The following is a 22874-nucleotide window of genomic DNA, read 5'->3' on the forward strand; positions in this document are numbered from 1 at the left end:
TATCATATAGCAGCTGCTTATCTCGAAATTCCTTGCTGGTACTTCTGTATTCGTCCATCGTATCTGCCATCAGCAATGTCGTGGACTTCATGGTCGGCACGTCTCAGTTCGTTAGCGTTGAACCTGCCCAAAGTGCTTGCCAGCCAGACAAACCAGTCTGCCACCTGCTTCAAGGTGGCACTGGCAAGGTCGGCAAACATCTTCAGGTATTGCTTGATGGCGTATGACTCGTTGTCCCAGAAAATGTCACCATGCTTGCCGCCTCGACCGCCGAAGCCTGAATAGGCAAAGTCCTGAATGGCTTTGATGCAAAACTGCAAGCCCTCGTCAATGCGGTAGATATATGCAGACATGGCAAAGAACATCGGGTCTTGCCAGTCGCCACGCTCCTTGATGGTGTAGAAGTCCCGCAGCTTCTTGTCGGCTTTCGCTGATAGTCCAGCAACTTCCTGTTTCTTGGCATCAATGGCATCATCAAGTGCCTGGGAGCGGTTCGTCTTATTCCTGATGTCAAGGTCGAGGCGGTTGCTGCGCTCTGCTTTCGTGCGGTTGGCACTTGTCAGATAGTCGTGCTCTTTCCACAAGTCTGCCATTTCTGTTTTTGCTGCCTCGACCTCTGCTTCCGCCTCCTCCTTCTCTGCAATGGCTTTCTTCGACTCTTCCTGTAGCTGTTTCTTCTTGCTTTCCTGCTTCAGGATGATGAAGTCGTTCCGTTCCAGATGGTCAATCCCTGTCTCTGACTTCTTCTGCCCTCGCTGCATGTCCAATGTCTCAGCTACCAAATCTTGGATGGCAGACATGTCCTCGGCATTCAACTTGAAGGACTTGCCCGTGTCGTGGTCCATCCAGTCCCAGATGATATGAGCATGGTAGTTCGGTTCCCATGATGCGGGGTCTTCGGTGGCTGGCTCCGCCGAGTTCTGTCGCGACTCGGCAATGTTCAAGCCTGCTTGACATTGCTCTCGCTGCTCCATCACTTCATAATGGCCTTCGTCCTTATGAATGTGTATCTGTATGGCTCTGATGCCCCACCTCTCGTGCACTCTTTTGACATAGCGCAAAAGGTCTTCCATCGTCGTGTCGGGCTTGATGTTCACCACACCTTCACGGATTGGGCTGCACCCCTGACGGACACGCTGCTTGCCTTTCTTGTCCGTAAACTTCACGTCCTTCTCCTGCATCGCCCTGCCAGTCTTCTGCTTCACCATGACACGGATGTCGTCATAGTGCTGCTGAAGACTGACACCCACCATGTCAGGTGCGACATACACTTCATTCAGGTGGGCCAGGTCTTTGCGGATGTAGAGCATGGCAGGATTGAGGGATGCGATGTAGTCTGCGTCCCTCCTGTTGTGCCGCTCACTCTGGGCGATGTTGCAGGGCTTGATGTGCTCGGATGCTTTTGCTGTTGTTGCCATATTTCTGCTTTTGCGGATTTGCTGTATAATTGGTTATCAGGGTATCGGGGCAGAGCCTTGATTGGAGGGTGCAGGGAGAGAGTCACTTCCTGCTCAGGGGTCTTGGGGGCAGATGCCACTGAGCGGAGTTTGCAAAGAGAGGGTCACTCTTTGCTCCGGGTTCTCAGGGGTGAAACTCATGAGCGAGGTTTCGGGGCAGCGTCCTGAACGGGTCAAGGGCAGCGCCTTGTGGGTTCTCAGGGCAAAGCCATGAGTCCCTCGGAAGAGCCCACAACTACGAAAGCGGAGCGTGTAGTTATAATGGGCTATAACAAGGCAAGCCTTTTTCTCCCTGCACCACGTCCCGGACTGCCACGCTGTGCTCATACCTCTGTTCCTTTCCCTTCTGTCGATACCTCTTGGAGCAAGCTCTCGTCTTGATGGCAAGAAAGCGGCTGTGGCTCTTCCACGACAGTAGGTTGTTTGTTCTCTTCTCGCATACCATCAGACTGGAGATTGCTGCTTGTTGGATAATGGCGGTTGTCAGCAACAGTTTCGCTTGAAGACTGACAGACTGGACTCACGCGCTCGCGTAGATTATCATTAGATGGTAGGGAAAGAGAAGGAGTAAGGCAATGCTCCTTCTTCACTTCAGCCAGAATTTCGGACGATATGACCTTAGTCACGTCGCCTGTATCGGCAGAAGATGTCCCACCTGAATCTGTTGGTGTCGGCTTGCAGACTTCAACTGTTTCAGCACCGCTTTTAGGTGGGACATGGTTAGTAGGTCTTGTCGGCTTCCCTATGTGCTTGACCATAGGGTTGCTGGCAAAGAAAGGATTCTTGATTGTCCGCTGATCCGTGAACCAGACGGACAGACACAACAGCGTGTGGATGGTCGTGCGGTTTGACGGCTCAGAACGGAGAATGCCCATCTGATTAAACTCCCTGATGATTCGGGTGGCAGTCTTCCGGTTGCAACCCCACATCAGGGAAAGCTCGACCTTGGAAGCCATGAACTGCCCAGGCTGTAGGACAGCAGAGAAATGGGTCTTAGTCACGGTTGTCTGTTCCATGAGGGTTAGGCGGATGAAGGTCTTGAAACACTTCATACGGTTGATGTCCTGGCATTCATCCGACAGGTAATCATACTGTGCTTCATTCAGAAGCGTACTGTATCTGATATTGGTATATCGCATAATAACAAATGGTTTTAATGAGGAAGTGGGACCGTCATGTCCCACCTCCGAATGTAAGAATCATTGTTGTTGGACGGCAGCCGGCTTGTGCCGTTTCTTCTCACGCATTTGCTCCAGATGGGCATCAAACTCTGCCTGTTCCTGCTCGGAGAGGGTATAAGGCTTGTCGTATGCCCCTCCGCTCTGGATCCACTCAATGAGTTCCTTCTTAAAGAAGTAGAGCTTGTTGCCACGCTTGCGGTATGGGATGCGTCGCTCAGAGGTGAGAGAGTACATCGTGGAGCGTTTCTTGCCAATGAACTGACAAGCTTCGTCCATCGTCATCATCTGGTCATCGTCCTGAGTCGGGGAAGAACCGTCCACTTCCTTTTTCTCGTCAAGGCGGCTAATCACATAGTCCACCTTGGTCAGGAGTTCACCAACTGCCTTGGGCAACTGGTCGAACGAGAGATTGCTTTCATTTTGTTCCATGTGAGTTTTTAATTTTGTTTTAACGTCAAGAATATCATTGAGCAAGTGTTTCTTTGTTCTGTGCTTCTTCAAGAGTGGCAGTTTTCCTGGCATCATCCTTCAATGAAATGCGCTCGGATGCATCACGTTTCAGTTCGCTGACCACCTCTGCATACACCTGTGTTGTGGCAAGGTTGCTGTGGGTAAGCAGCTTGCTCACGGTGTAGATGTCCGTGCCTCCTGCCAGTTGTAAGGTGGCGAATGTATGACGAAAGCAGTGAAAAGTGATGTGCTTGGTGATGCCAGCAGCCTTTATCCAGTCTTTGAGGTGGGCGGCAACCAGGTTCGGTGTCAGTTTCTTGAACACCTGACCCTCTCCACGCTCGCCGCACAGGGCAAGTGCCTCTTCGCTGATGGGCAGAATGGCATCGGTCTTTGTCTTCTTGGTCGTGATGTCGAGCACCCATCCGCCATCGCCCGACTTCTTGATGTTCTCCCACTGGAGCAGGATGCAGTCAGACAGGCGCAGTCCTGTCAGGCAAGAGAACAGTCCTGAACGGCGTAGCACATCACTCTTGCACTCAGCCTTGGACAGCGCAACAAGTTCCTCCTTGGTCAGGTACTGCCGCTTGTTGCCGTGTCCCTTAGCCTTGACAAGTTTCTTGGCTATGTTCTCCTTGATATGTCCGTCATCGTAAGCCATACGGAGGGCGGCTTTCAGCTTTACGAGGTGGTTGTTGGCGGTGGTGGGCATCATCGGTTTGCCGTTATGATAGCACTCTGCCGACAAAAGATAATCAACAAACTTCTGGCAATACGCTACATCGAGGTCGCAGAAGCGACACTCGCCACCCGAATATTTGACGAAGTGCTTGTAGGCAGCCTCCCAGTTTGCCTTGTTGGTTGTCTTGTTCATACACTGCTTGAAGTAGTCTAGAAAACTCTCCTGACCTTTGGAGCGGTCGAGAAAACCGAACTCCTCGTTGATGATGGACTCTGTGCGGCGGCACTTGATAAGCTCCGCCTTCTGCATGATACTTCGGTTGTACTCCTGCTGAAACTTCTCAGTAGGGTTTGAATAAATGTATAAGCCCAGATACTCGCGTCGTGACAGACGGCCAGTCTTCGGGTTGCGGATAGGTGGGTAGAAATCGAGATAGAGCGATGTCTGCCCGTTCTTGATAGGTCGCTTCCGCACTGTGACCTTGGTACATAAATTCGTCATGTCTGCTATTTTATATTGTCATTACATTTATCTATATTCGGTTGTCCTGCACTGCACTTCATGTGCGGTTGGAACTTCAAGCGATTGCAAAGGTACGTCCTTTGTTTAGGTTGCGCCTAAAATGTTGACCTCCAATGCATCATATTTAACCTGAGTTAGCGTTTGAGTATGAAATTTCGGCAAAAACCATACTCGGAAACAGGTTAATGATTCATTTACATTCATTGTATTCCTTGATTCCGAAAGGATTGCCAATGTTGGGGTACATCTTTTTCAGATGGCTCTGCAAAGTTACTGACTGCAAAGCTACAATCTGGGTACAACGGCCTGAAACCAGTCGTTTTGAGTCTTGGATTACAGGATTGGTTCTAACCATCGCTGCAAGTAGTACCAACATTTGTATTCTCATGTCCAGCATCATGTCCGTTTCGCCTTGGTACTGGCACTTGTTTTCTCGGCTTTCTTTCGTGCCGCTTCCCAGTCCGCTTTGAGGTAGAGATTAGCCCTGCCGCCCTTGGCTTTCTTGATACGGACATTGTGTGTCTCGGCAAAACGGCGTACCTGCGTCTTACCCAAACCGTACTTCTGCATGATGTCAAAGCAGGTGTAGTATGCTTCCTGCTGCGCCTTGCCCTGTTCTTCGTCGTACTTGGCAATAGCTTTCTCGACATCCTCCTTCTTAAAAGCGGTCGTACCCCAGGCATGGATGGATGCTAACTGATAGCGGTTGCGTATCTCGTACAGGCGACCGTACTTGATGTTGAACTTGCTCATTACCTCTGCCATCGTATAATGGGTTTTGTGGGTAACACCTTTAGGGGCTTTCTCACAGGCTGGTGTCATGCGGCACTTGGCAGTTTTGTTTACGCGGCCCGTCTCTGGCTTGGCAGTAGTTATACTCTTCTTCTTTTCCCTTTTGTTATTATTAAAAGGAAGGGAAGAAGAAGGTAGCACGACATTGCAGCCTTGCCCTTGGGCAAAGTCTGTGAGTTCCTGTAGACTGATGCGTGTCATCCGCTTGCCGAGGTTGACGGCTTTCAGTCTGCCGGAGGTAATAAGCAATCGCACCATCTTAGTGCTGACACTGATGGCGACGGAGGCATCCTTCACGGACAGAAGGATGTTGGGAATTTGTGAAGTTTGATTCTTGCCCATATCAAATAATTTTGTCAATTTCTGCCGTTTTTAGGGGGATGGCCCCTGACGGAAACCAATTAAGCGGATTTAAGGGGAAATAAGGTGATTTAAGGGAACACCCTACGAACCCTCTGCTCATCCACCCGAGGTACAATGGCGGTACAAAATTACTCTAATCGGGGCAAACGCGCAATAGGCGAAGAATAAGGTTAGTTAAGTGGAGTTAATTGTAAGACAGTGTTTTACACGATTTGATTTAAGGTTTGTTTCGGTTTGTTTTGACCTAATTTAATCGGTGAAGAATTCATGTTTAATGTATTCATACCCCCAAAAACGCCACTCGAGTGAATTCATCGATTTACCTAGCTCAAGTCATGAAATCACTCGAGTCATTTCATGATTTCAGCTATATAGGGGTGACTTTTCAGTACAGAAGGGGACGGGTGAGTGTCTCGCTCCGATGGAAGATGTCTGATGTCTGAAGGCTGATGTTCGAGGGCTGTTTAACCTAGAAACAAAACCGATATTACTGACTTTTAATCCGTCTTCTACATGATAGTAACTAAAGTTTCGCAAGTGATGGCGCACCTGCATAATTTAACATAAAATAGGAATAAAAATGGCTTCGAAGTTTGCTCAACTCACTGAAAATGAGTAACTTTATAGTCGCCAAACAATAAAGTTCAAACTTAGAAGCCGTGAGCAAAGGTACAACAATTATTTCAGATTTGAGAAGCTTTTTCTCAGAAAATGAGAATAACCGTGCAATTAATGCGATTATGAGAGTGATGGAGTGCATAAACATACGTCCGGAGCAGATAGGGACAGAGAAGAAAGAGAACTGCAAGTTCACGAACGTGCAGGTCCTTAATCTTTTGATGCTGTTCCCTTTCTTCGTCGTCAGGAATGCATACCGGTACTCGGGCTCTTCATTAAGCCGCTTGTTCTGTTGTGAGAAGGACATGTTCTATCGTTTTATGAATGATGGTGATATCAAGTGGCGCAAACTGCTGTATGCGATGAACCTCCAGCTGCTGCGTAAGATCAGCCGTAGCACCGAGGCTGAGCATGACAAGCCTGTCTGCCTGATTATCGATGACACAGACGCTCCAAAGAGTGGTCGCAAGAGTGAACTTATCGGCAAGGTTTTCTCTCATATCCAACAAAAGAGCATCCTCGGCTACAAATGTCTGACGCTGCTTCTGTGCGATGGCATGAGCCAATTGTTTCTCGATTTCTCGCTTCATGGTGAAGAAGGCAGTAATCCTGACAAGAAGCAAGGGTTGACGGACAAGCAACGCAGTGAGCGTTTCTCTGCCGACTATACGGGGCAATGTGTTGAGGAGCGCATAAAAGAATACACCATGAAGAAGACTGACAAGGCAATCGAGATGGTGAAGTACGCTATCAAGCGTGGAATACGTTTCGACTATCTGCTGGTTGACAGTTGGTTTACCAGTGCAGACTTCGTTCGCCTGATTACCAGCCGCCACATCAAGTGTCATCTGATAGGCATGATCAAGCTGGGCAAGACCAAATACCACACCCAGTGGGGTGATTTGACTGCTAAGCAGATTATCAAGAAGCTCCAGAAGCAGGGCCTCACCAAACATAACAGGACACTCAGATGTACCTACTGCACCATCGATGTGAAGTTTGCAGGTACCACCGTGCGTTTGTTCTTCTCGAAACGAGGCAGGAATGGGCTTTGGAATGGATTGCTCACTACGGACCTCTCGCTTAGTTTTCTCAAAGCATACAGGACGTACGCTATCCGCTGGACTACCGAGGTGGCTTATCACGACCAGAAGCAACTGCTCGACTTCGGCAGATGTCAGAGCGTACACTTCTCTGCACAGATTGCCAGCTTTACGCTGATCATGATGCAGTACAACATACTTTGCACGGTAAAGCGGTTTGAGGCCTACGAAACCGTCGGGGCGCTCTTCCGTGATACCACTGGCAACACTCTCGAGCTGTCCGCTTCGGACAGGATATGGGAACTTATATTGGACACCATCCTGGAAATCGCAGAGATGATCTCTGCCGATGTCAGTGAACTGCTTTCTGCGGTTATTGATGCCAATCCTAAGTTCCATAAGCTATATCAAATGTATAAATTAGTCGCTTGATGAATGAATATTCACTTGCGAAAGTTCAGATAGTAAGAAAATTCTCTAGAGAATTATTATCTTTATAACTAAGTAGCAAATGCTATATCACTTAGTAAGGACAAAATTCTCTAGAGAATTTCTTTTTTACTTTACTGTCAAAAATGCTTTAGCCTGCTCTTAGGCAGCAATCACTCTGCTCCTAGGCTGCTCCTAGGCTGCTCCGTGGAGCACTCACGAAGCAGGCTCCACGCTTTCATGTCCTCGGCAGAACGACGCATGACTTGCTGTTCACATTTCACTGTATTATTTGAGATAGGTCTTGAAGAACTCAGCCAACTTATCCCAAGGAATCATGTTCTTGGGCTGACCCTGGCCTGCTTTTTCCTCATAGCCACCGTCGTAAAGGTCACAGTGAGTAGCATCGGGGATGATGAGCAGTTGCTTGTTCTCAGGATTGGGATTGGGTTCGCCAACGAACTTGTAGCCTTCGGCTTTACCCTCTACCATATAGTGATAGGCAGCCTCGCCAAAGTAGCGTGAGTGGGCATCGGCACCGTGCATCACGAGAACGGCAGAGCGAATCTCATTGATGTAGTAAAGGAAACGGCTGTTGGCGTAGGCCTGAGTGCCGATGACGCGCCAACCGTCGTTAGAGTTGCCTGAGCGCTTGTGATAACCACGTGAAGTCTTGTAGTAGTCGTAGTAGTCGTGCACAAAGTTGGGAGCCTGTGGTGGAACGGTGTCCAGTACACCGCCAGCCATAGCATTGGGGTCTGCCAAACGCTGTTTTGAGAGGTTCTCGCGGTTTCTGTGGCGCCACTGCTCGTTGTCGAAAGCATCGTTGTAGTCGTTTCCGCTGACACGGGTCATATCATACATTGTTGAGGCTACAGTAGCCTTGATGCGTGTGTCGGCAGCGGCAGCATTCAGGGCAATGCCTCCCCAACCGCAGATGCCGATGATACCTATCTTCTCGGCATCTACATAGTCCTGCTTCGACAGGAAATCGACAGCAGCCATAAAGTCCTCGGTATTGATGTCGGGCGAAGCTGTACGACGCGGTTCACCGCTGCTCTCACCTGTATAGGAAGGGTCGAAAGCCAGTGCCACAAAACCACGCTCTGCCATCTTCATGGCATAGAGTCCGCTACACTGCTCCTTCACTGCTCCGAAAGGCCCAGAGACGGCGATGGCCGCCATCTTACCTTTGATATCTTTCGGCGTATAAAGGTCTGCCGCCAGCGTCAGTCCATACTGTGTCTCAAACGTCACCTTCTTGTGGTTCACCTTCTCGCTCAGCGGAAACACCTTGTCCCACTCCTGCGTCAATTCCAACTTATGTTCCATATCGTTATTAGTTGTTCGTTTGTTACTGTTTGTGCAACCTGCCAGCATTCCGACCAGCACCATTGCAGCTAAAAATGTTCGTTTCATGTTGTTTGTTAATTGATAGTTCAAACCTCTCAGTCGAGAGCGGTGCTACTTCAGATTTACCAACTCATACTTCTTGGAGCCAAGGCCAATCTGGGCTGCATGGTCGATAGTGTGTGTACCATGCTGCTTGTCGATGCGCTTGAGCAGGTCGGTAGGGTCGTTCTTGGCCGTCACCTTCTGCTGATTGATGATGTCGATGCAGGCCTGGTCGAGCGCTACAGGGTCAGTAGAGGCAAGGATGCCGTAGTCTTCAAGTTTCACAGGTTCGGGATGATCCACGCAGTCGCAGTCTATTGACATGTTGTTCATCACGCTGATGTAGATGATGCCCTGCTTCTTGTTGAAGTAGTTCACCACAGCTTGCGCGGCAGCTGCCATACTTTCGAGGAATCCGTCCTGATTACCGATGAACTCTGGTGTCCACAACTTGCCCATATCCAGTTTCTCCATCTTGCCGGCAGAGTGGATGTAAGCCTTGCCGTTCTGACTAGCACAGCCGATAGAGAGATTTTTCAGCGCACCGCCATAGCCTCCCATAGGATGCCCCTTAAAGTGATTGAGGGCAATCATGAAGTCATAGTTAGCTATGTGGCCTCCTACAATGTCGTACTTGATGTGCGTTTGATCCTTTACGGGGATGCGGATTTCATCATATTCGTCCATGATATCTACAGGGAAATATTTCGTGAAACCGTGACGCTCAATCACTTTCCAATGATTCTCCGATGTGTTGCGGTCATCCTTCTTGTCGGCAGGCGAGTTGCCGTATGCGGTGTTACATTCCACGATGGTGCCATCCACCTCGAATATCAGGTTCTTCACCAGTTCCGGCTTCAGGTAGTTAGGGTTGCTACCCTCTCCAGTACTCATCTTAACGGCCACGCGTCCCTTAGCGGGAACACCCAAGGCTTTATAGATTCTCACCAACGACTCAGGACTGATTTCTCTTGTCAGATACACCTTTGACTGTGCGAAAGCAGCTGCCGATGCCACCAGCATCAATGCAACAATTGTTAATGTCTTCTTCATATCTTATGCCTTTATATGTTTATATTCTTGGGTGTTATTTTGAGAGAGCATCGTACTGTTCGTTACTAACAGCCTCACACCACTCGTTGCTTGCTCCTTCCTGAATATCCTTATGATAGGTGAGATGCTGAAGCCATGAACCCTTCTGCGCTCCATGCCAATGCTTTACTTCTGCTGGAACAGCAATGACAGTGCCGGGAGTAAGCTCTTGCGGCTCCTTGCCCCATTCCTGATACCAACCGCGACCGGCTACACAAATCAATACCTGCACCTGCTTGTGGTGGATGTGCCAGTTGTTACGGCAACCTGGTTCAAAGGTGACATTTATCACACCACCACCGACATCTGCCAGATAGCTCTGACCAATGAAATACTTTCCGTAGGGATTTGGCTCACCCTTGGGCCACTTGGTGCTTAGAGTGTAGCCCTCGTTGCAGAGCCAAGTGCACAGTTCATCGACGAGCTGCTGACTATTTCCCATATTTACGGCACCCTGCTTGTGGGCAGCGAGTTGTGGTGCTACGCCCTCAAGACCACTCAGGGCTGCTACGGTTACTATTTCGCGATCGGCAGCAGAGAGTTGGTCACCAGCAAAGATGTCACCAAAGAGGTGCGACTTTAGGTAGTAGTCGTCCTGCGGACAGAATTCATAGTTGAAAGGCTTTCCTGAGAGCTGCGTCTGGTTCTTGGTGCCCAGTTCGTAGGCCTTTTTGGCATCATCCCACTCAGCAGGACGCTTCCAAGGCTTTCCTTCCTGCCAATTCGCCTGCTTGCTTTCCAAAACCTTACTCAAAACTCCCAGCGCATTCAGACTTCGTGGGAAACCTGTGTAGGCATAGAGTTGCGAGAAAGCCTCCTTCAGTTCGTTGATGGTTACACCACCATCGAGAGCCTTTCGTACGGCAGGCTCCAAGCGATTCATGTCACCCTGTGCCATCAGGCAGGCACATGCTGCCAATCCCTTTTGACGCTCCGTCAGCGTCATTCCCGACGTGCCGTCGCCTACCCGTTGCATTTGTGCATTTGCTGTTACCATAGTCATCATCATGATTAATAGAGCAAAAAATAATCTTCTCATATATAAAGACCTTTTCATTCTTCTCTACTTTCTATATTATATATTTTCTCCTAATTCAAAAGCCTCCTGCAGTTTGGGATTACCCTCAATCTCACGAGGGTCATTCACACCTCCGCAGAAAAGCGTTCCTGCCAGGTGACTTTTGGGATAGCAGTCTATCCAGCCCGTCAAGCCCATTTCGGCACGCTTCGGCGTCTGCTCATCATCCTCTGCAGCCGTTGTCAGCAGATAGACGTCACGAAACGCATAATCCTGTTCATACATCGCATTCATGCGGTCTATGAGGGTCTTCATCTGTCCGCTCATCTCATAATAGTAAATTGGTGTAGCCCAACATACTACATCGGCCTCCAGTACCTTTGCCATGATGTCGTTCACATCGTCGTTGATGACACAGCGACCCAGCTTTTGGCAACCAAAGCAGCCTTTGCAAAACTGTATATTCTTACCTACAAGAGAAATCTTCTCTACTTCGTTTCCAGCAGTCTTTGCTCCTTCAACGAATTTGTCTGCTAACATGTCGCTGTTTGAGCCGTGACGCAGACTTGTGGAAATAACTATAACTTTTTTCATAATATAACTTTTTTACCATTCTTTATATATATTCCCTTAGATGGATTCTCAATCTTCACACCATTCAGGGAGTAAATTCTCCCCTCTCTAACTGGAGAGGGGTTGGGGGAGAGGCCCTTGATGCCAGTAGGCTTTGCAAGCGACAGGGTAACACTGATGTTGCTTTCGCCTGCTTTGAGGAATGTGCGAAGCTCATTTTCTGACAGTCCGTCGATATGTCCTAAACGAGTATAGCTCCAAGAGTTTGACTCGTAGAAGATGCATATGTTGCTGCCGTTATAAAGCACGATGTCTCCGGGTAGGGCTGTCATCTGCTCGTTTTTCGTTGTCAGCGATTTGCCTAAAGAACCCCATATCTCAAAATCGTTGTCGTTAAGAGTAACTGTTATGGAGGCATCCTGAAGTGCCGCAATCAACTCGCGTGTAGCTTCATTATCGACCAGTGTCGCGCTTTGCGTTTGTCCGCCGATGGTGATATATATCTTATCCATAGTAGTATTCTTTTCTGCGAAAGTCAGTGTCTTGAGCCAGTTTTCTATCAGTGTGGCACGATTACTGTGGTTGCTGGCGTTAATCCACAACGCATCACCCATCCATGTGACATTAGGCAATAGTCGTTTGGCATCATTTACCACACCGCTGATGCTACTCGAATGACTTGATACAATCATTCCAACGTGCTTTCCTGCCATCTGAGAAGCACTCTGAAAAAGGTAAGACTGCATGATGGCAGCCATCTGACTCCACCACAACGGGGTGACAATGATGATGTTCTGGTAGTCGCTGAGCGATGTCGTTACAGGGTCGATGGCTGGGTAACTGCTGACATCGTTAGGATTAGCCTTGATGGCATTCAGCAACTGAGTACCAAGGGCATAATTGTTTGCCTCGTACCTTAGTCCCTTTTCTGCAGGCTGAATCTCCAGCACGTCAGCCTCTATCTGACTGGTCAGCGTATTTACTATCTCACGGCAGTTACCTGTATAGCTGTAATATACCACAAGCGTCTTGGCTGTATTTGCAGGTTCCTCAGCCTTCACTTCGTTATCTGCGGAACAGCAGCAGAACAACATTGCTGCTAAGAATGATAAAATCTTTTGCATCGTTATCGTTGTTTTTTGAATATCAGTTTCATGGTCTCGGGGTCGAGTGGCTTCATGGTGGGCAGTTTCAGGTCTTTCACCATGTGAAGCGTGCCCTGCTTGTACTTTCTTAATTCAAAATTCCTAAAGGCTATCCTTCAGTACCTGTACAACCTCATCGCGATTCAGAATGTAGTAGCCACCCTGACAGATGGGGCAGGCATCAGCCATTCCCTCAATCAACTCTGGCTTGGCACCACATTCGGTGATATTCATCGCCAATCCCAGTTCGCGCATCCACTGCTCCATCGTCTCCAGACCTTCCATCGCAACCTGCTCGTCGGTCTTAACCTCGGCAGAAACGCCCCATACGTTCATGGCCAGACGCTTGAACTTCTGCACGGCATCGGGCGACTTGCTGATGAGCAGACGGTAGTAGGCACCGCTGACGGCAGCGAGGGTGTGACCGTGAGTGGCATCGGTATAGGCAGCCACAGCCTGACCCAGCATGTGCACCATCCAGTCGGTGGCCTTAGCGCGGTCGATGAGCGTGTTGAGTGCCCAAGTGGCTGTCCACATGATGTTCGAACGAGCCTCGTAGTCCTCAGGATTCACGTTAGCCTTGCGGCTGCTGACGATAAGTGAGCGCATCAGTCCTTCGGCGATATAGTCGCTGGTGTTGTCGTCGGTGCCAGAGAGATACTGCTCCAGAATATGACTCATGATGTCGTAGATACCAGCCACCATCTGATACTTGGGAACGGTGAAGGTGAAGCGAGGATTGAGGATGGAGAAGTCGGGGTTACGGAAGTTATAGAACAACTTGCGGTTCTCCGTATGGCTGGAGATAACCGAACAGCTGTCCATCTCAGAGCCAGTGCCAGCCATTGTGAGCACACAACCCACAGGAATCCAACGGCAGGTCATCGGTTGCCAGTTCTTGAAGTAATACTCCCAAGGGTCGCCATCGTACCAAGCACTTCCGGCTACGGCCTTACAGTAGTCAACGGTAGAGCCGCCGCCCACACCAAGGATGAAATCCACATTCTCCTGGCGAGCCATGTGGGCTCCCTCTAATACCTTCTCTATAGTAGGATTGGGCATCACACCGGCTATCTCTACCACCTCGCAGCCTGCCTTCTTCAGCTCGGCCATCACCTGATCGTAGATGCCGTTGCGCTTAATGCTGCCACCGCCATAGCAGAGCATCACCTTCTTGCCATAGTTCTTCAGTTCTTCACTCAGTTTGCTTAAAGAATCCTCACCGAAGTGCAACTTCGTAGGATTGTGGAATGTAAAATTGCCTAACATAATTATTCTGTTTTAAGTTTCTGGGTGCAAAAGTACACATAATATATTATATAGGTATTACACAAATTGGCTGATTATATACCAATTCCGCAGAAAGTGCTTAAATAACGTAAAATATATACCATTATTAGATTATTTTGCGTATCTTTGCCACCAATATGAGGAATATTTTGAAGTTAGACAGCCCCAACGACTATGCTCGTTTTGTGGATGCACCGGTGTTGCACCCATTAATTAGCATCATCCATTATGACGAGCTGGCACCCTTCCGTCACAGCTTGAACAACTATGGTGTGTATGGGTTGTTCATCCAACGACAGTTCCCCTTCAATCTCTCATACGGCATGCGGAAATTGCAGGTGAGCGATGGTTCTATCATTGCAGTGGAACCAGGACAAATAGGCGGACTGGAGGACAATGGTGAGCGCATCTCGTTAAGTGGTTGGGTGCTGCTATGGTCGCCTGAGCTGTTGCACGGCAGCGAATTGGAGCGTCAGATTGATCACTATCAGTTCTTCTCGTATTTCTTCGATGGCTCGCTGCGCATGGATCCAGACGAGTGGCTCTGCATCACGCAGTTGGTGGCTCAGATGCGACAAGAGTTGCAGGCGCATGAGGATTCCCCTTCACTCCGAAGTGTGCTGCTGGCTTATTTGCACCTGATACTGGAATACTGCAATCGTATCTATTTGCGCCAGTTATCGGAAGAGAATAGGGGAGAGACCGACCTGCTAAAGCGTTTCCATAACTTACTGCATACCTATTTTCGCGAGAACCGACAATTGTCGCAAGGCTTGCCCACTGTAGCCTGGTGTGCCTCCCAACTGGCTTATTCTCCCCGATACTTTGGTGACATTGTCCACAAGGCCACGGGCGGCACTGCTATCGGTTATATACATAATTATGTCATCAATCAGGCGAAAAGTCTTTTGATGCAAGGGCATAACGTCAGCGAGACCTCCCGCCTGTTGGGTTTCGACTTTCCCCATCATTTCACCCGCCTCTTCAAGCGCATCACGGGTCTCAGTCCGAGCCAGTTCGTTGGGAAATAATCATCTGTCGTTATTATTGCGACATTTCTCAATGTGGCTGTTCTCATCAATATGGTTGCTTCCAAAATAAGGTATGTTTCATCACAAATACAAATATATAAGTGCAAATTTACTTTTTTGCGATTTATTTTGTAAATTTGCACACTGAAATATATGTGATATTGATGAAAGAACTCCCTCATCCTCTTGTAGCAGCTATTCCACTAGTGGTCCTGATAGGTCTGCTGGCTGTGGTTATTGCGCTGTTTGGCAGTGATTCGCTGAGCGGTGGCAGTCAGGTGTCTCTATTGGCAGCTATGGCTGTGTGCGTGTTTATCTCGATGGTATTCTACAAGGAGCCATGGAAATCGTTTGAGCAGCAGATAGAGAAAACCGTGGGCGGCGTGGCTATTATGATACTGATACTGCTGGCAGTAGGTATGCTGGCAGGAGCGTGGATGATAAGTGGCGTGGTGCCCACGCTGATATATTATGGCGTGCAGATGTTGTCGCCCCAGTTTTTCCTGCTTTGTGCCTGCGTAATCTGTGCGCTGGTGTCGCTGCTCTCAGGCAGTTCGTGGACCACGATAGCCACGATAGGTGTGGCATTGCTGGGTATCAGTCATGCGCTGGGCGTTAGCGAGGCCATTGCTGCAGGCGCCATCATCTCTGGTGCCTATTTCGGTGATAAGATGTCGCCCCTGAGTGATACCACCATCCTGGCATCCTCGTCGGCTGGTGTGGATATCTTTAAGCACATACGCTATATGATGCTGACCACGATGCCTGTCTTTATGTTGACACTTCTGATATTTACGGCATTAGGACTGGGCTTTGATGCTGACGACAGTATTCATGTGCATCAATATACAGAGGGACTGGGAGGTAAGTTTAATATCTCGCTGTGGACGCTTCTGGTACCTGTGCTTACCGGCGTGCTGATTGTGAAGCGCGTGCCCTCGCTCATCGTGCTGTTCCTCTCGGCCCTGATGGCCGGAGTGATGGCCATCATCCTGCAGCCGCATATTCTGAAGGAGATAGCTGGCGATGCAGAGCTGGGCAGTGTGGCAGCCCTGACAAAAGGCCTGGTGATGACTTTCTATGGTCCTACAAATATTGAGATGGGCTCGGCAGAACTCAACGAGCTGGTATCTACGGGTGGCATGGCTGGTATGCTGAATACCATCTGGCTGATTGTCTGTGCCATGTGTTTCGGAGCCGTGATGGTGGCTAGCGGTATGATTGAGAGCATCACAAGAGTGGTAATCAGTTGGGTGAAGAGCAGGGTAGGGCTGGTGGCCTCTACAGCCAGCACAGGCCTCTTCCTGAACGCAGCCACAGGCGACCAGTTTATCAGTATTGTGCTGACGGTGAATATGTTTAAGAACGTATATGAGAAGCAGGGCTACGAACCACGGCTGGTGAGCCGTACGGCAGAAGACTCGGCCACGGTGACCAGTGTGCTGGTGCCTTGGAATACCTGCGGACTGACGCAGAGCACGGTGCTGGGTGTGGCTACCATCGCCTATCTGCCTTATTGCTTCTTTAATATCCTGAGTCCCATGATGACTATTCTTGTGGCTGCATTGGGATGGAAGATCAAGAGAAAGGTTAAAGAGTAAAAAGTAAAAATTGATAATATGAAAAACGTACTGATTTTAGCTGCCTTGTGTGTCGCCATGACAACGCAGGCACAAACGAAAGATGGAGGCATCAGCAAGAAGATGCTCTCTGAGATTGAAAACGAGAATGCGCTGCAGCCTGCTGATCGTGCATTGGTAAACGCTATTGCCGCGAATGCCATTGACGACTTGTCGCAGAACCGCAAGAACGCAGGCGCGCTGGATACGCATTTCAGCATAGAGACGAAGAAGCAGAGCATCACAGACCAGAAATCGTCTGGCCGCTGCTGGATGTTCAGTGGACTGAACGTGCTGCGCTCTGACTTCAACCTGCGTACCGACTCGCTCAATGTGACGTTCTCACAGGCTTATCTCTTCTTCTATGACCAGTTGGAGAAGGCCAACCTGATGCTGCAGGGCTGTATTGATACGGCTAAGAAGCCTATTGACGACCAGCGTGTGCAGTTCTTCTTCCATTATCCTATCAATGATGGAGGCACATTCTGTGGCGTGGCCGACCTGACAGAGAAATACGGACTGGTGCCTACGGAGGTGATGCCTGAGTCATATTCAAGTGACAATACCTCAAAGGCTCGTGCCCTGATTGCCAGCAAACTGCGTGAGTTCGGTCTGCAGTTGCGTGATATGGTGCAGAAAGACAAGAAGGCATCTGCTATCGAGAAGGCAAAGACACGCATGCTCAGTCAGATCTACCACATGTTGCAGTACACCATTGGTGAGCCACCCATGAAGTTTACCTACGCCTTTAAGAACAGCAAGGGACAGACTGTAGGCGAGGCCAAGGAGTATACCCCACAGTCTTTCTATAAAGAGGTTGTAGGCAAGTCGCTCAATGGCACGTTTATCATGGTGATGAACGACCCCCGTCGTGAGTACTACAAGACCTACGAGGTAGAGTTTGACCGCCACACCTACGACGGACACAACTGGAAATACATCAACCTGCCCATGGACGATATCGAGGAGATGGCCATCAACACACTGAAAGCTGGTCATAAGCTCTATTCTTCTTATGACGTAGGTAAGATGCTGGACCGCAAGCGCGGCTATGCCGATACGGAGAACTTTGACTACGGCTCATTGTTTAATACCTCGTTTGGCATGAATAAGGCTGAGCGTATCTCTACGTTCGATAGTGGTTCTACACATGCAATGACGCTGACGGCTGTTGACCTTGACAGCAAGGGCAAGGCCACGAAATGGAAGGTGGAGAACTCATGGGGTGCTTCTTGGGGACAGCAGGGTTGCCTGATTATGACGGACCGCTGGTTCCGTGAGTATATGTTCCGCCTGGTGGTGCCCAACGAATATGTGCCTGCCAAGGTGAAGATGGCCTACGAGACAGCTCCTGTGATGGTGATGCCCGAAGACCCGCTCTTTCAGATGGATGAATAATCAAGTAAACTTGTACTTATATGAAACAAGTAAGACCGAAAAAGAACCTTGGTCAGCACTTCCTGACCGACCTGTCTATAGCAAAGCGCATAGCTGATACTGTAGATGCCTGTCCTGATATCCCTGTGCTGGAGGTAGGACCGGGTATGGGTGTGATGACGCAGTATATCGTGGAGAAGCCTCGCCCGTTTAAGGTGGTAGAGATTGACCGTGAGTCGGTGGAGTATCTGAACGAGCATTTCCCGAAGTTGCGCGAGAATATCCTGGGTGAGGACTTCCTGCGGATGGACCTGCGCAAGGTGTTCGACGGACAGCAGTTTGTGCTTACAGGCAATTATCCCTATGATATCTCCTCGCAGATATTCTTCAAGATGCTGGATAATCGCGACTTGATTCCTTGTTGCACAGGTATGATTCAGCGTGAGGTGGCCCTACGTATGGCCTCACAGCCAGGAAATAAACAGTATGGCATCTTGTCGGTACTGATTCAGGCATGGTATGATGTAGAGTATCTGTTTACGGTAGAGCCAGGCGTGTTTAATCCGCCTCCAAAGGTGCAGAGTGCCGTGATTCGCATGACACGCAACAAAGTGCAGAAACTGGGATGCAACGAGGAACTGTTTAAACGCATTGTGAAGACCACGTTTAACCAGCGTCGTAAGATGTTGCGTGTCAGTTTGAAGCAGATGCTGCCTGCTGACTCTCCATTTTTTGACGAGTATTCTTCGGTATTAACCAAGCGTCCGGAACAGCTTTCAATTCCAGAGTTCGTGGAATTGGCAAATTGGTTGGAAAATTACCTGTGTGCGAACACAAACGCTTGATTTTAATCAATAATACGTTATTTTTCTTGCAAAAGGCGACGGAATTTGATACGAGTTATCAGATTTCGTCGTACCTTTGCATCGTCAAAAGGAAACAATGACAAAAGAGATCTTCAATAGTATTTAGTTTGATTAGGTAGAAAGTTTAGTTAGTACCCTTGTGAAAGGCGAGCATAGAGTTAGTAAAAAGCATAGAAAGTTAGTAAAAAGAGAATCAATAGGTTAGTTAGTTATAAGGTTAGATTGTTTTTAAGGAAAGTAGGTATTAGTAAGGTAATAGAGATTGCATTAAGGGTAACAAAAGTAGAAAAGGTTTTTAGTTATTAATATCGAATGAAATGCAGGCCGCTGGTTGGTGAACCAAGACCTGCATTTTCGTTGTATATGGGTTTTATGTCTATCTTTTGATTCTCGTAGCCCTGATAATGCGCACATCATTAACAGGACGGTTGTAGTCGTCGGTAAACACCTTCTGGATTTTCTCTACGACATCCAGTCCCTCGGTGACTTCGCCAAACACGGTGTATTGTCCGTCGAGATGGGGCGAACCGCCGCGCTTTTTGTAAGTCCAGTACATCTCAGAACTGAATCTGGTCTGTCCCTTGGTATTTTCGAGCACCTTCTCCTGGATGGCTTCCAGTTCCTTGGTGGAATAGGTCTTACCCCATACGATATAGAACTGGCAGGCGCTGGAGCGTCTCTGCGGGTTTCTGGCATCGCCCTCGCGAGCCATTGCCAGGGTTCCTCTGGCATGATAGTGTGTAGGCGTCTTGATTTCTGCAGGCAGCGTATAGCCCAGATCGCCTCCGCCCAGAATCTCTCCTGATTCTGCATGCTTACTCTTTGGGTCGCCCGCCTGTATCATGAAATTCCTGATGACACGGTGAAAGAGCAGGGAGTCATAAAATTGTTCATCCACGAGTTTCAGGAAGTTGTCACGATGCAGCGGTGTGTCATCATACAGCATGACACGGATGTTGCCCTCTGTTGTCTCAAGCAGCACCTCATTGGTCTGAGCGGCTGCTGGCAATACAAACAGCAGACTGGCTATAATACATTTGATTTTCATAAATTATCAATTATCCATTTTAAGTTTCAGTTTGTTGTTCCAGTTCCCAGTAAAGAGGCGTGTCAGGAAAATGATGCCTCTGAAGGTCAGTTCTATGGCCATTGCCAGCCAGACCCCCATCAGGCCGTAATCCTTTGACAGGTACCAGGCCAGCGTCAGACGTACGCCCCACATGGATGCCAGACTCATAAAGGCTGGCTTCAGCGTGTCGCCGGCACCCACGAAGACGCCATTGCATACGATGGCGGCAGCAAACATCGGTTCGGCCCATGCCTCGATGCGCAGGACATCGGTACCCAGTGTGATAACGTCGTCTACAGGCGACATGATTGTCATCAGCTCTGGTGCGAAGGTCCACATCAGGATACCCATGAAGGTCATCACGACGATGCCCATGCCCACAGACATCAGTGCCAGACTTCTGGTCAGCACCTTCTGACCGGCACCTATTCCCTGTCCTACAAGTGTGGTGGCTGCTTCAGCTATACCAAAGCCTGGCATATAACAGAGACTCTCAACGGTGATGGCCAGCGAGTGGGAGGCTATGGCGATAGTGCCCAGCGGGGCTACTATCAGCGTGCTTACTATCTGTGCACCGCCCATCAGCAGGTGTTGCAGTCCCATAGGTGCCCCAATCTTAAAGGCTGTGCCAACGGTATCGCTCTTTGGACGGAACGAGCCTGGGAAACCTTTCAGACGGAGCATATCGCTCTTTACCAGCAGGAAATACAACATCAGGATGGCTGTGACGAGTTCGGCAAGTCCTGTGCCCATGGCAGCGCCCATCACGCCGAGGTCGAGGATATAGATAAAGAAATAGTTGAAGATAACGTCCATCACACACATACCAATGTTGAGGATAGAGGGTATCTTCATATTACCTGAGCACTTCAGCATAGAGCCTGCCAGTCCTTCCATCTGGAAGAAGATGCCTGCCAGTCCGATGATGGCAAAATAGAGTGAGGCATCACGTGCTATCTCTGTACTGCCGCCAAGCCAGTAGGGCAGGAAGGGACTGATGCCTATGCAGATGCCACTCATCACGAAACTGAATATCAGGCAGCATACCAAGGCCTGACGCAACACACGACGTGCCGCCTCAAAGTCGTTGGCACCAATGAAATGGGCCACCTGTACAGAGAATCCCATCGAGGCTGCAGAGGCCAGTCCGCCCATCAGCCATCCGGTGGTCTCAACCAGTCCGATGGAAGCAGAAGCCTTTGCACCCAGATGTCCCACCATGGATGCGTCGATGAAGAACATCACCGTGGCGGATATCTGTGCAAGGATAGAGGGAATAGAAAGTTGCACGATGAGCCGCAACTTCTCCTGTTGCGTCATCGTGCGACCTTCACGTATGTATGATAATAAGTCTTTACTTTTCACCCGTGATATTATCAACAGCATCGCGAGCCTGATCATTCAGGTTGACGTTGCGGGTAGTCTTAGCCTCGATAGTGCCAGCACGCATGATGTCGGCCATATCAACGCCAGTGGCACTCTTCAGCACGTCGAAGGCCTGCTTGATGGCTACGGGCACGTTGCCGCTCATGGCAGAGATACCCTGGCCGTCACCACTGTAGATATTGACATCCTTGATGGCTGAGATAGGCTTAGCCACATTCTCTACAACCTGAGGCAGTACCTCGATCATCATCTGAACGACAGCTGCATTGTTATACTTCTTGTAAGCCTCAGCCTTCTTGTCCATAGCAAGCGCTTCGGCCTCACCTTTCTTCTGGATAGCATAAGCCTCGGCCTCACCCTTGGCCTTGATACCGGCAGCCTCCTGTTCCAGACGGTAACGGGTAGCATCAGACTCGGCATTCTGGGCAAGTGCACGCTGTTCGGCCTCATACTTTTGAGCCTCAGCCACACGCTTGCGCTGTTCCAGTTCTGCGGCAGCATCACGCTCAACCTTATACTTATCGGCATCAGCCTTCTTCTCAATCTCAGCAGACAGTTCGTTCTGCTTAATCTCAATGCGCTCCTTTGACAGGATCTGCTCACGCTTGGTCTTCTCAATCTCAGCCTCAACGGTCTTCACGTTGATGGTCTTCTGCTGTTCCTGCTGCTGGATAGCGTATGCAGCATCGGCATCGGCCTGAGCGGTGTCGGCCTGCTGTTTCAGGGCAGCACGCTTCAAGGCGAGATCGTTGTTCTTGATAGCAATAGCGGTATCGGCATCCACGCGGGCATCATTAGACTCCTTGTCGGCCTTAGACACCTCAATCTTCACGTCGCGCTCAGCGATAGCACGGTTGATAGCGGCATCTTTCTTGATCTTGGCAGTGTTGTCGGCACCCAGGTCCTTGATAAGGCCTTCGCGGTCGGTCACGTTCTGGATGTTACATGAGATGATGTCGATACCCAGTTTCGCCATGTCGGGTGACGCTTTAGCCATCACCTGGTCAGAGAAACCATCACGATCGGTATTCAGCGAACGCAGGTCGAGCGTACCGATAATCTCACGCATGTTACCCTGCAGGGAGTCCTGCAACTGCATGGCAATCTCGTCGGGCGTCATGTTCAGGAAGTTCTTGGCTGCCAGACGGGTTCCCTCGCTATCGGGTGTGACACGAATCTTGGCCACGGCATCAACGTCAACATTGATGAAATCGTTGGTAGGCACGCTCTCCTCTGTCTTGATATCTACAGTAATCTGTCCCAGGTAGACGCGGTCCAGACGCTCGAGGAACGGAATACGGAATCCGCCCTTACCAATGAGCACGCGAGGCTGCTTGGAAAGACCTGAAATGATGAAGGCGAATGAGGGTGGTGCCTTCACATAGGATACGAAAACGAAGATGGCGAGGAAAAAGATTCCAGCGCCAATAAGAGCATACATGAGTGTTGGTTCCATAATTGAATAATTTTAGAGTT

At 49.3% G+C, this 22874-nt stretch carries 19 protein-coding genes; 5 read left to right on the forward strand and 14 right to left on the reverse strand.

What is annotated here, in order from left to right; genetic code table 11:
• Positions 1-17: 17 nt before the first annotated feature.
• From L6468_RS05220 to L6468_RS05240, 5 genes are all read right to left on the reverse strand, one after another.
• Entirely contained in the window at positions 18-1418 is a 1401-nt protein-coding gene (locus L6468_RS05220) for a plasmid recombination protein (protein WP_237796018.1), read from the reverse strand.
• A 362-nt stretch (positions 1419-1780) separates the two neighbouring features.
• Positions 1781-2473: a hypothetical protein gene (locus L6468_RS05225; protein WP_237796020.1), complete on the reverse strand. Its 693-nt coding sequence runs from the start codon at positions 2471-2473 to the stop codon at positions 1781-1783.
• 183 nt (positions 2474-2656) lie between these two features.
• On the reverse strand, positions 2657-3067 hold the full coding sequence (locus L6468_RS05230; protein ID WP_237796022.1) for a helix-turn-helix domain-containing protein: 411 nt from the start codon (positions 3065-3067) through the stop codon (positions 2657-2659).
• 34 nt (positions 3068-3101) lie between these two features.
• A complete protein-coding gene (locus L6468_RS05235; RefSeq protein ID WP_237796024.1) occupies positions 3102-4271 on the reverse strand; it encodes a site-specific integrase in 1170 nt (389 codons plus the stop codon).
• 417 nt (positions 4272-4688) lie between these two features.
• Positions 4689-5426, reverse strand: a complete 738-nt coding sequence (locus L6468_RS05240; RefSeq protein WP_237796025.1) for a helix-turn-helix domain-containing protein — start codon at positions 5424-5426, stop codon at positions 4689-4691.
• 680 nt (positions 5427-6106) lie between these two features.
• Between L6468_RS05240 and L6468_RS05245 the strand changes: the two genes are divergently transcribed.
• Positions 6107-7540 carry an IS4 family transposase gene (locus L6468_RS05245; RefSeq protein ID WP_431356696.1) on the forward strand — a complete coding sequence of 478 codons (1434 nt, stop codon included), beginning with the start codon at positions 6107-6109 and terminating at the stop codon, positions 7538-7540.
• 285 nt (positions 7541-7825) lie between these two features.
• Here the strand turns inward: L6468_RS05245 and L6468_RS05250 are convergent, their stop codons facing one another.
• The 6 genes from L6468_RS05250 to L6468_RS05275 all read right to left on the reverse strand — a co-directional run bounded on the left by L6468_RS05250 (position 7826) and on the right by L6468_RS05275 (position 14029).
• On the reverse strand, positions 7826-8956 hold the full coding sequence (locus L6468_RS05250) for an alpha/beta hydrolase (RefSeq protein WP_237796029.1): 1131 nt from the start codon (positions 8954-8956) through the stop codon (positions 7826-7828).
• Positions 8957-9001: 45 nt separating this feature from the next.
• Positions 9002-9985, reverse strand: coding sequence for a DUF362 domain-containing protein (locus L6468_RS05255; protein ID WP_091854389.1), 984 nt, complete (start codon positions 9983-9985; stop codon positions 9002-9004).
• A gap of 34 nt (positions 9986-10019) precedes the next feature.
• On the reverse strand, positions 10020-11063 hold the full coding sequence (locus tag L6468_RS05260) for a carboxymuconolactone decarboxylase family protein (RefSeq protein WP_237796036.1): 1044 nt from the start codon (positions 11061-11063) through the stop codon (positions 10020-10022).
• A 36-nt stretch (positions 11064-11099) separates the two neighbouring features.
• Positions 11100-11636 carry a flavodoxin family protein gene (locus tag L6468_RS05265; protein ID WP_237796038.1) on the reverse strand — a complete coding sequence of 179 codons (537 nt, stop codon included), beginning with the start codon at positions 11634-11636 and terminating at the stop codon, positions 11100-11102.
• Positions 11633-12739, reverse strand: a complete 1107-nt coding sequence (locus L6468_RS05270) for a cyclophilin-like fold protein (RefSeq protein ID WP_237796040.1) — start codon at positions 12737-12739, stop codon at positions 11633-11635. The genes L6468_RS05265 and L6468_RS05270 overlap by 4 nt, the downstream gene beginning before the upstream one ends.
• A gap of 123 nt (positions 12740-12862) precedes the next feature.
• Positions 12863-14029, reverse strand: coding sequence for an iron-containing alcohol dehydrogenase (locus L6468_RS05275; protein ID WP_237796042.1), 1167 nt, complete (start codon positions 14027-14029; stop codon positions 12863-12865).
• Positions 14030-14187: 158 nt separating this feature from the next.
• On the opposite strand from L6468_RS05275, the gene L6468_RS05280 reads away from it, so the two are divergent.
• From L6468_RS05280 to rsmA, 4 genes are all read left to right on the forward strand, one after another.
• Positions 14188-15081 carry a helix-turn-helix transcriptional regulator gene (locus tag L6468_RS05280; RefSeq protein ID WP_237796049.1) on the forward strand — a complete coding sequence of 298 codons (894 nt, stop codon included), beginning with the start codon at positions 14188-14190 and terminating at the stop codon, positions 15079-15081.
• Positions 15082-15245: 164 nt separating this feature from the next.
• Complete coding sequence (locus L6468_RS05285) at positions 15246-16682, forward strand: Na+/H+ antiporter NhaC family protein (RefSeq protein ID WP_237796051.1); 1437 nt, start codon at positions 15246-15248, stop codon at positions 16680-16682.
• 18 nt (positions 16683-16700) lie between these two features.
• Positions 16701-18098 (forward strand): C1 family peptidase, encoded by a 1398-nt coding sequence (locus tag L6468_RS05290; protein WP_091815743.1) that lies wholly within the window; start codon positions 16701-16703, stop codon positions 18096-18098.
• A gap of 20 nt (positions 18099-18118) precedes the next feature.
• Positions 18119-18922 carry a 16S rRNA (adenine(1518)-N(6)/adenine(1519)-N(6))-dimethyltransferase RsmA gene (gene rsmA / locus L6468_RS05295; RefSeq protein ID WP_091815746.1) on the forward strand — a complete coding sequence of 268 codons (804 nt, stop codon included), beginning with the start codon at positions 18119-18121 and terminating at the stop codon, positions 18920-18922.
• Between the two features lie 397 nt (positions 18923-19319).
• On the opposite strand, the gene L6468_RS05300 is transcribed toward rsmA, so the two are convergent.
• From L6468_RS05300 to L6468_RS05310, 3 genes are read right to left on the reverse strand one after another with little or no spacing between them, the layout of a single operon-like run.
• Entirely contained in the window at positions 19320-19991 is a 672-nt protein-coding gene (locus L6468_RS05300) for a peptidylprolyl isomerase (protein ID WP_237796053.1), read from the reverse strand.
• A 6-nt stretch (positions 19992-19997) separates the two neighbouring features.
• Positions 19998-21389, reverse strand: coding sequence for an MATE family efflux transporter (locus L6468_RS05305; RefSeq protein WP_237796648.1), 1392 nt, complete (start codon positions 21387-21389; stop codon positions 19998-20000).
• Positions 21367-22839, reverse strand: coding sequence for an SPFH domain-containing protein (locus L6468_RS05310; RefSeq protein ID WP_176757022.1), 1473 nt, complete (start codon positions 22837-22839; stop codon positions 21367-21369). The genes L6468_RS05305 and L6468_RS05310 overlap by 23 nt, the downstream gene beginning before the upstream one ends.
• Between the last annotated feature and the right edge of the window lie 35 nt (positions 22840-22874).

This window comes from Prevotella communis (genome assembly GCF_022024115.1).
Lineage (GTDB): Bacteria > Bacteroidota > Bacteroidia > Bacteroidales > Bacteroidaceae > Prevotella > Prevotella communis.

Excerpts from the sequence above, each read along its gene's own strand:
- L6468_RS05220 (WP_237796018.1), bottom strand. The coding sequence starts at position 1,418 with ATGGCAACAACAGCAAAAGCATCCGAGCACATCAAGCCCTGCAACATC.
- L6468_RS05225 (WP_237796020.1), bottom strand. The coding sequence starts at position 2,473 with ATGGAACAGACAACCGTGACTAAGACCCATTTCTCTGCTGTCCTACAG.
- L6468_RS05230 (WP_237796022.1), bottom strand. The coding sequence starts at position 3,067 with ATGGAACAAAATGAAAGCAATCTCTCGTTCGACCAGTTGCCCAAGGCA.
- L6468_RS05235 (WP_237796024.1), bottom strand. The coding sequence starts at position 4,271 with ATGACGAATTTATGTACCAAGGTCACAGTGCGGAAGCGACCTATCAAG.
- L6468_RS05240 (WP_237796025.1), bottom strand. The coding sequence starts at position 5,426 with ATGGGCAAGAATCAAACTTCACAAATTCCCAACATCCTTCTGTCCGTG.
- L6468_RS05250 (WP_237796029.1), bottom strand. The coding sequence starts at position 8,956 with ATGAAACGAACATTTTTAGCTGCAATGGTGCTGGTCGGAATGCTGGCA.
- L6468_RS05255 (WP_091854389.1), bottom strand. The coding sequence starts at position 9,985 with ATGAAGAAGACATTAACAATTGTTGCATTGATGCTGGTGGCATCGGCA.
- L6468_RS05260 (WP_237796036.1), bottom strand. The coding sequence starts at position 11,063 with ATGAGAAGATTATTTTTTGCTCTATTAATCATGATGATGACTATGGTA.
- L6468_RS05265 (WP_237796038.1), bottom strand. The coding sequence starts at position 11,636 with ATGAAAAAAGTTATAGTTATTTCCACAAGTCTGCGTCACGGCTCAAAC.
- L6468_RS05270 (WP_237796040.1), bottom strand. The coding sequence starts at position 12,739 with ATGCAAAAGATTTTATCATTCTTAGCAGCAATGTTGTTCTGCTGCTGT.
- L6468_RS05275 (WP_237796042.1), bottom strand. The coding sequence starts at position 14,029 with ATGTTAGGCAATTTTACATTCCACAATCCTACGAAGTTGCACTTCGGT.
- L6468_RS05280 (WP_237796049.1), top strand. The coding sequence starts at position 14,188 with ATGAGGAATATTTTGAAGTTAGACAGCCCCAACGACTATGCTCGTTTT.
- L6468_RS05285 (WP_237796051.1), top strand. The coding sequence starts at position 15,246 with ATGAAAGAACTCCCTCATCCTCTTGTAGCAGCTATTCCACTAGTGGTC.
- L6468_RS05290 (WP_091815743.1), top strand. The coding sequence starts at position 16,701 with ATGAAAAACGTACTGATTTTAGCTGCCTTGTGTGTCGCCATGACAACG.
- rsmA (WP_091815746.1), top strand. The coding sequence starts at position 18,119 with ATGAAACAAGTAAGACCGAAAAAGAACCTTGGTCAGCACTTCCTGACC.
- L6468_RS05300 (WP_237796053.1), bottom strand. The coding sequence starts at position 19,991 with ATGAAAATCAAATGTATTATAGCCAGTCTGCTGTTTGTATTGCCAGCA.
- L6468_RS05310 (WP_176757022.1), bottom strand. The coding sequence starts at position 22,839 with ATGTATGCTCTTATTGGCGCTGGAATCTTTTTCCTCGCCATCTTCGTT.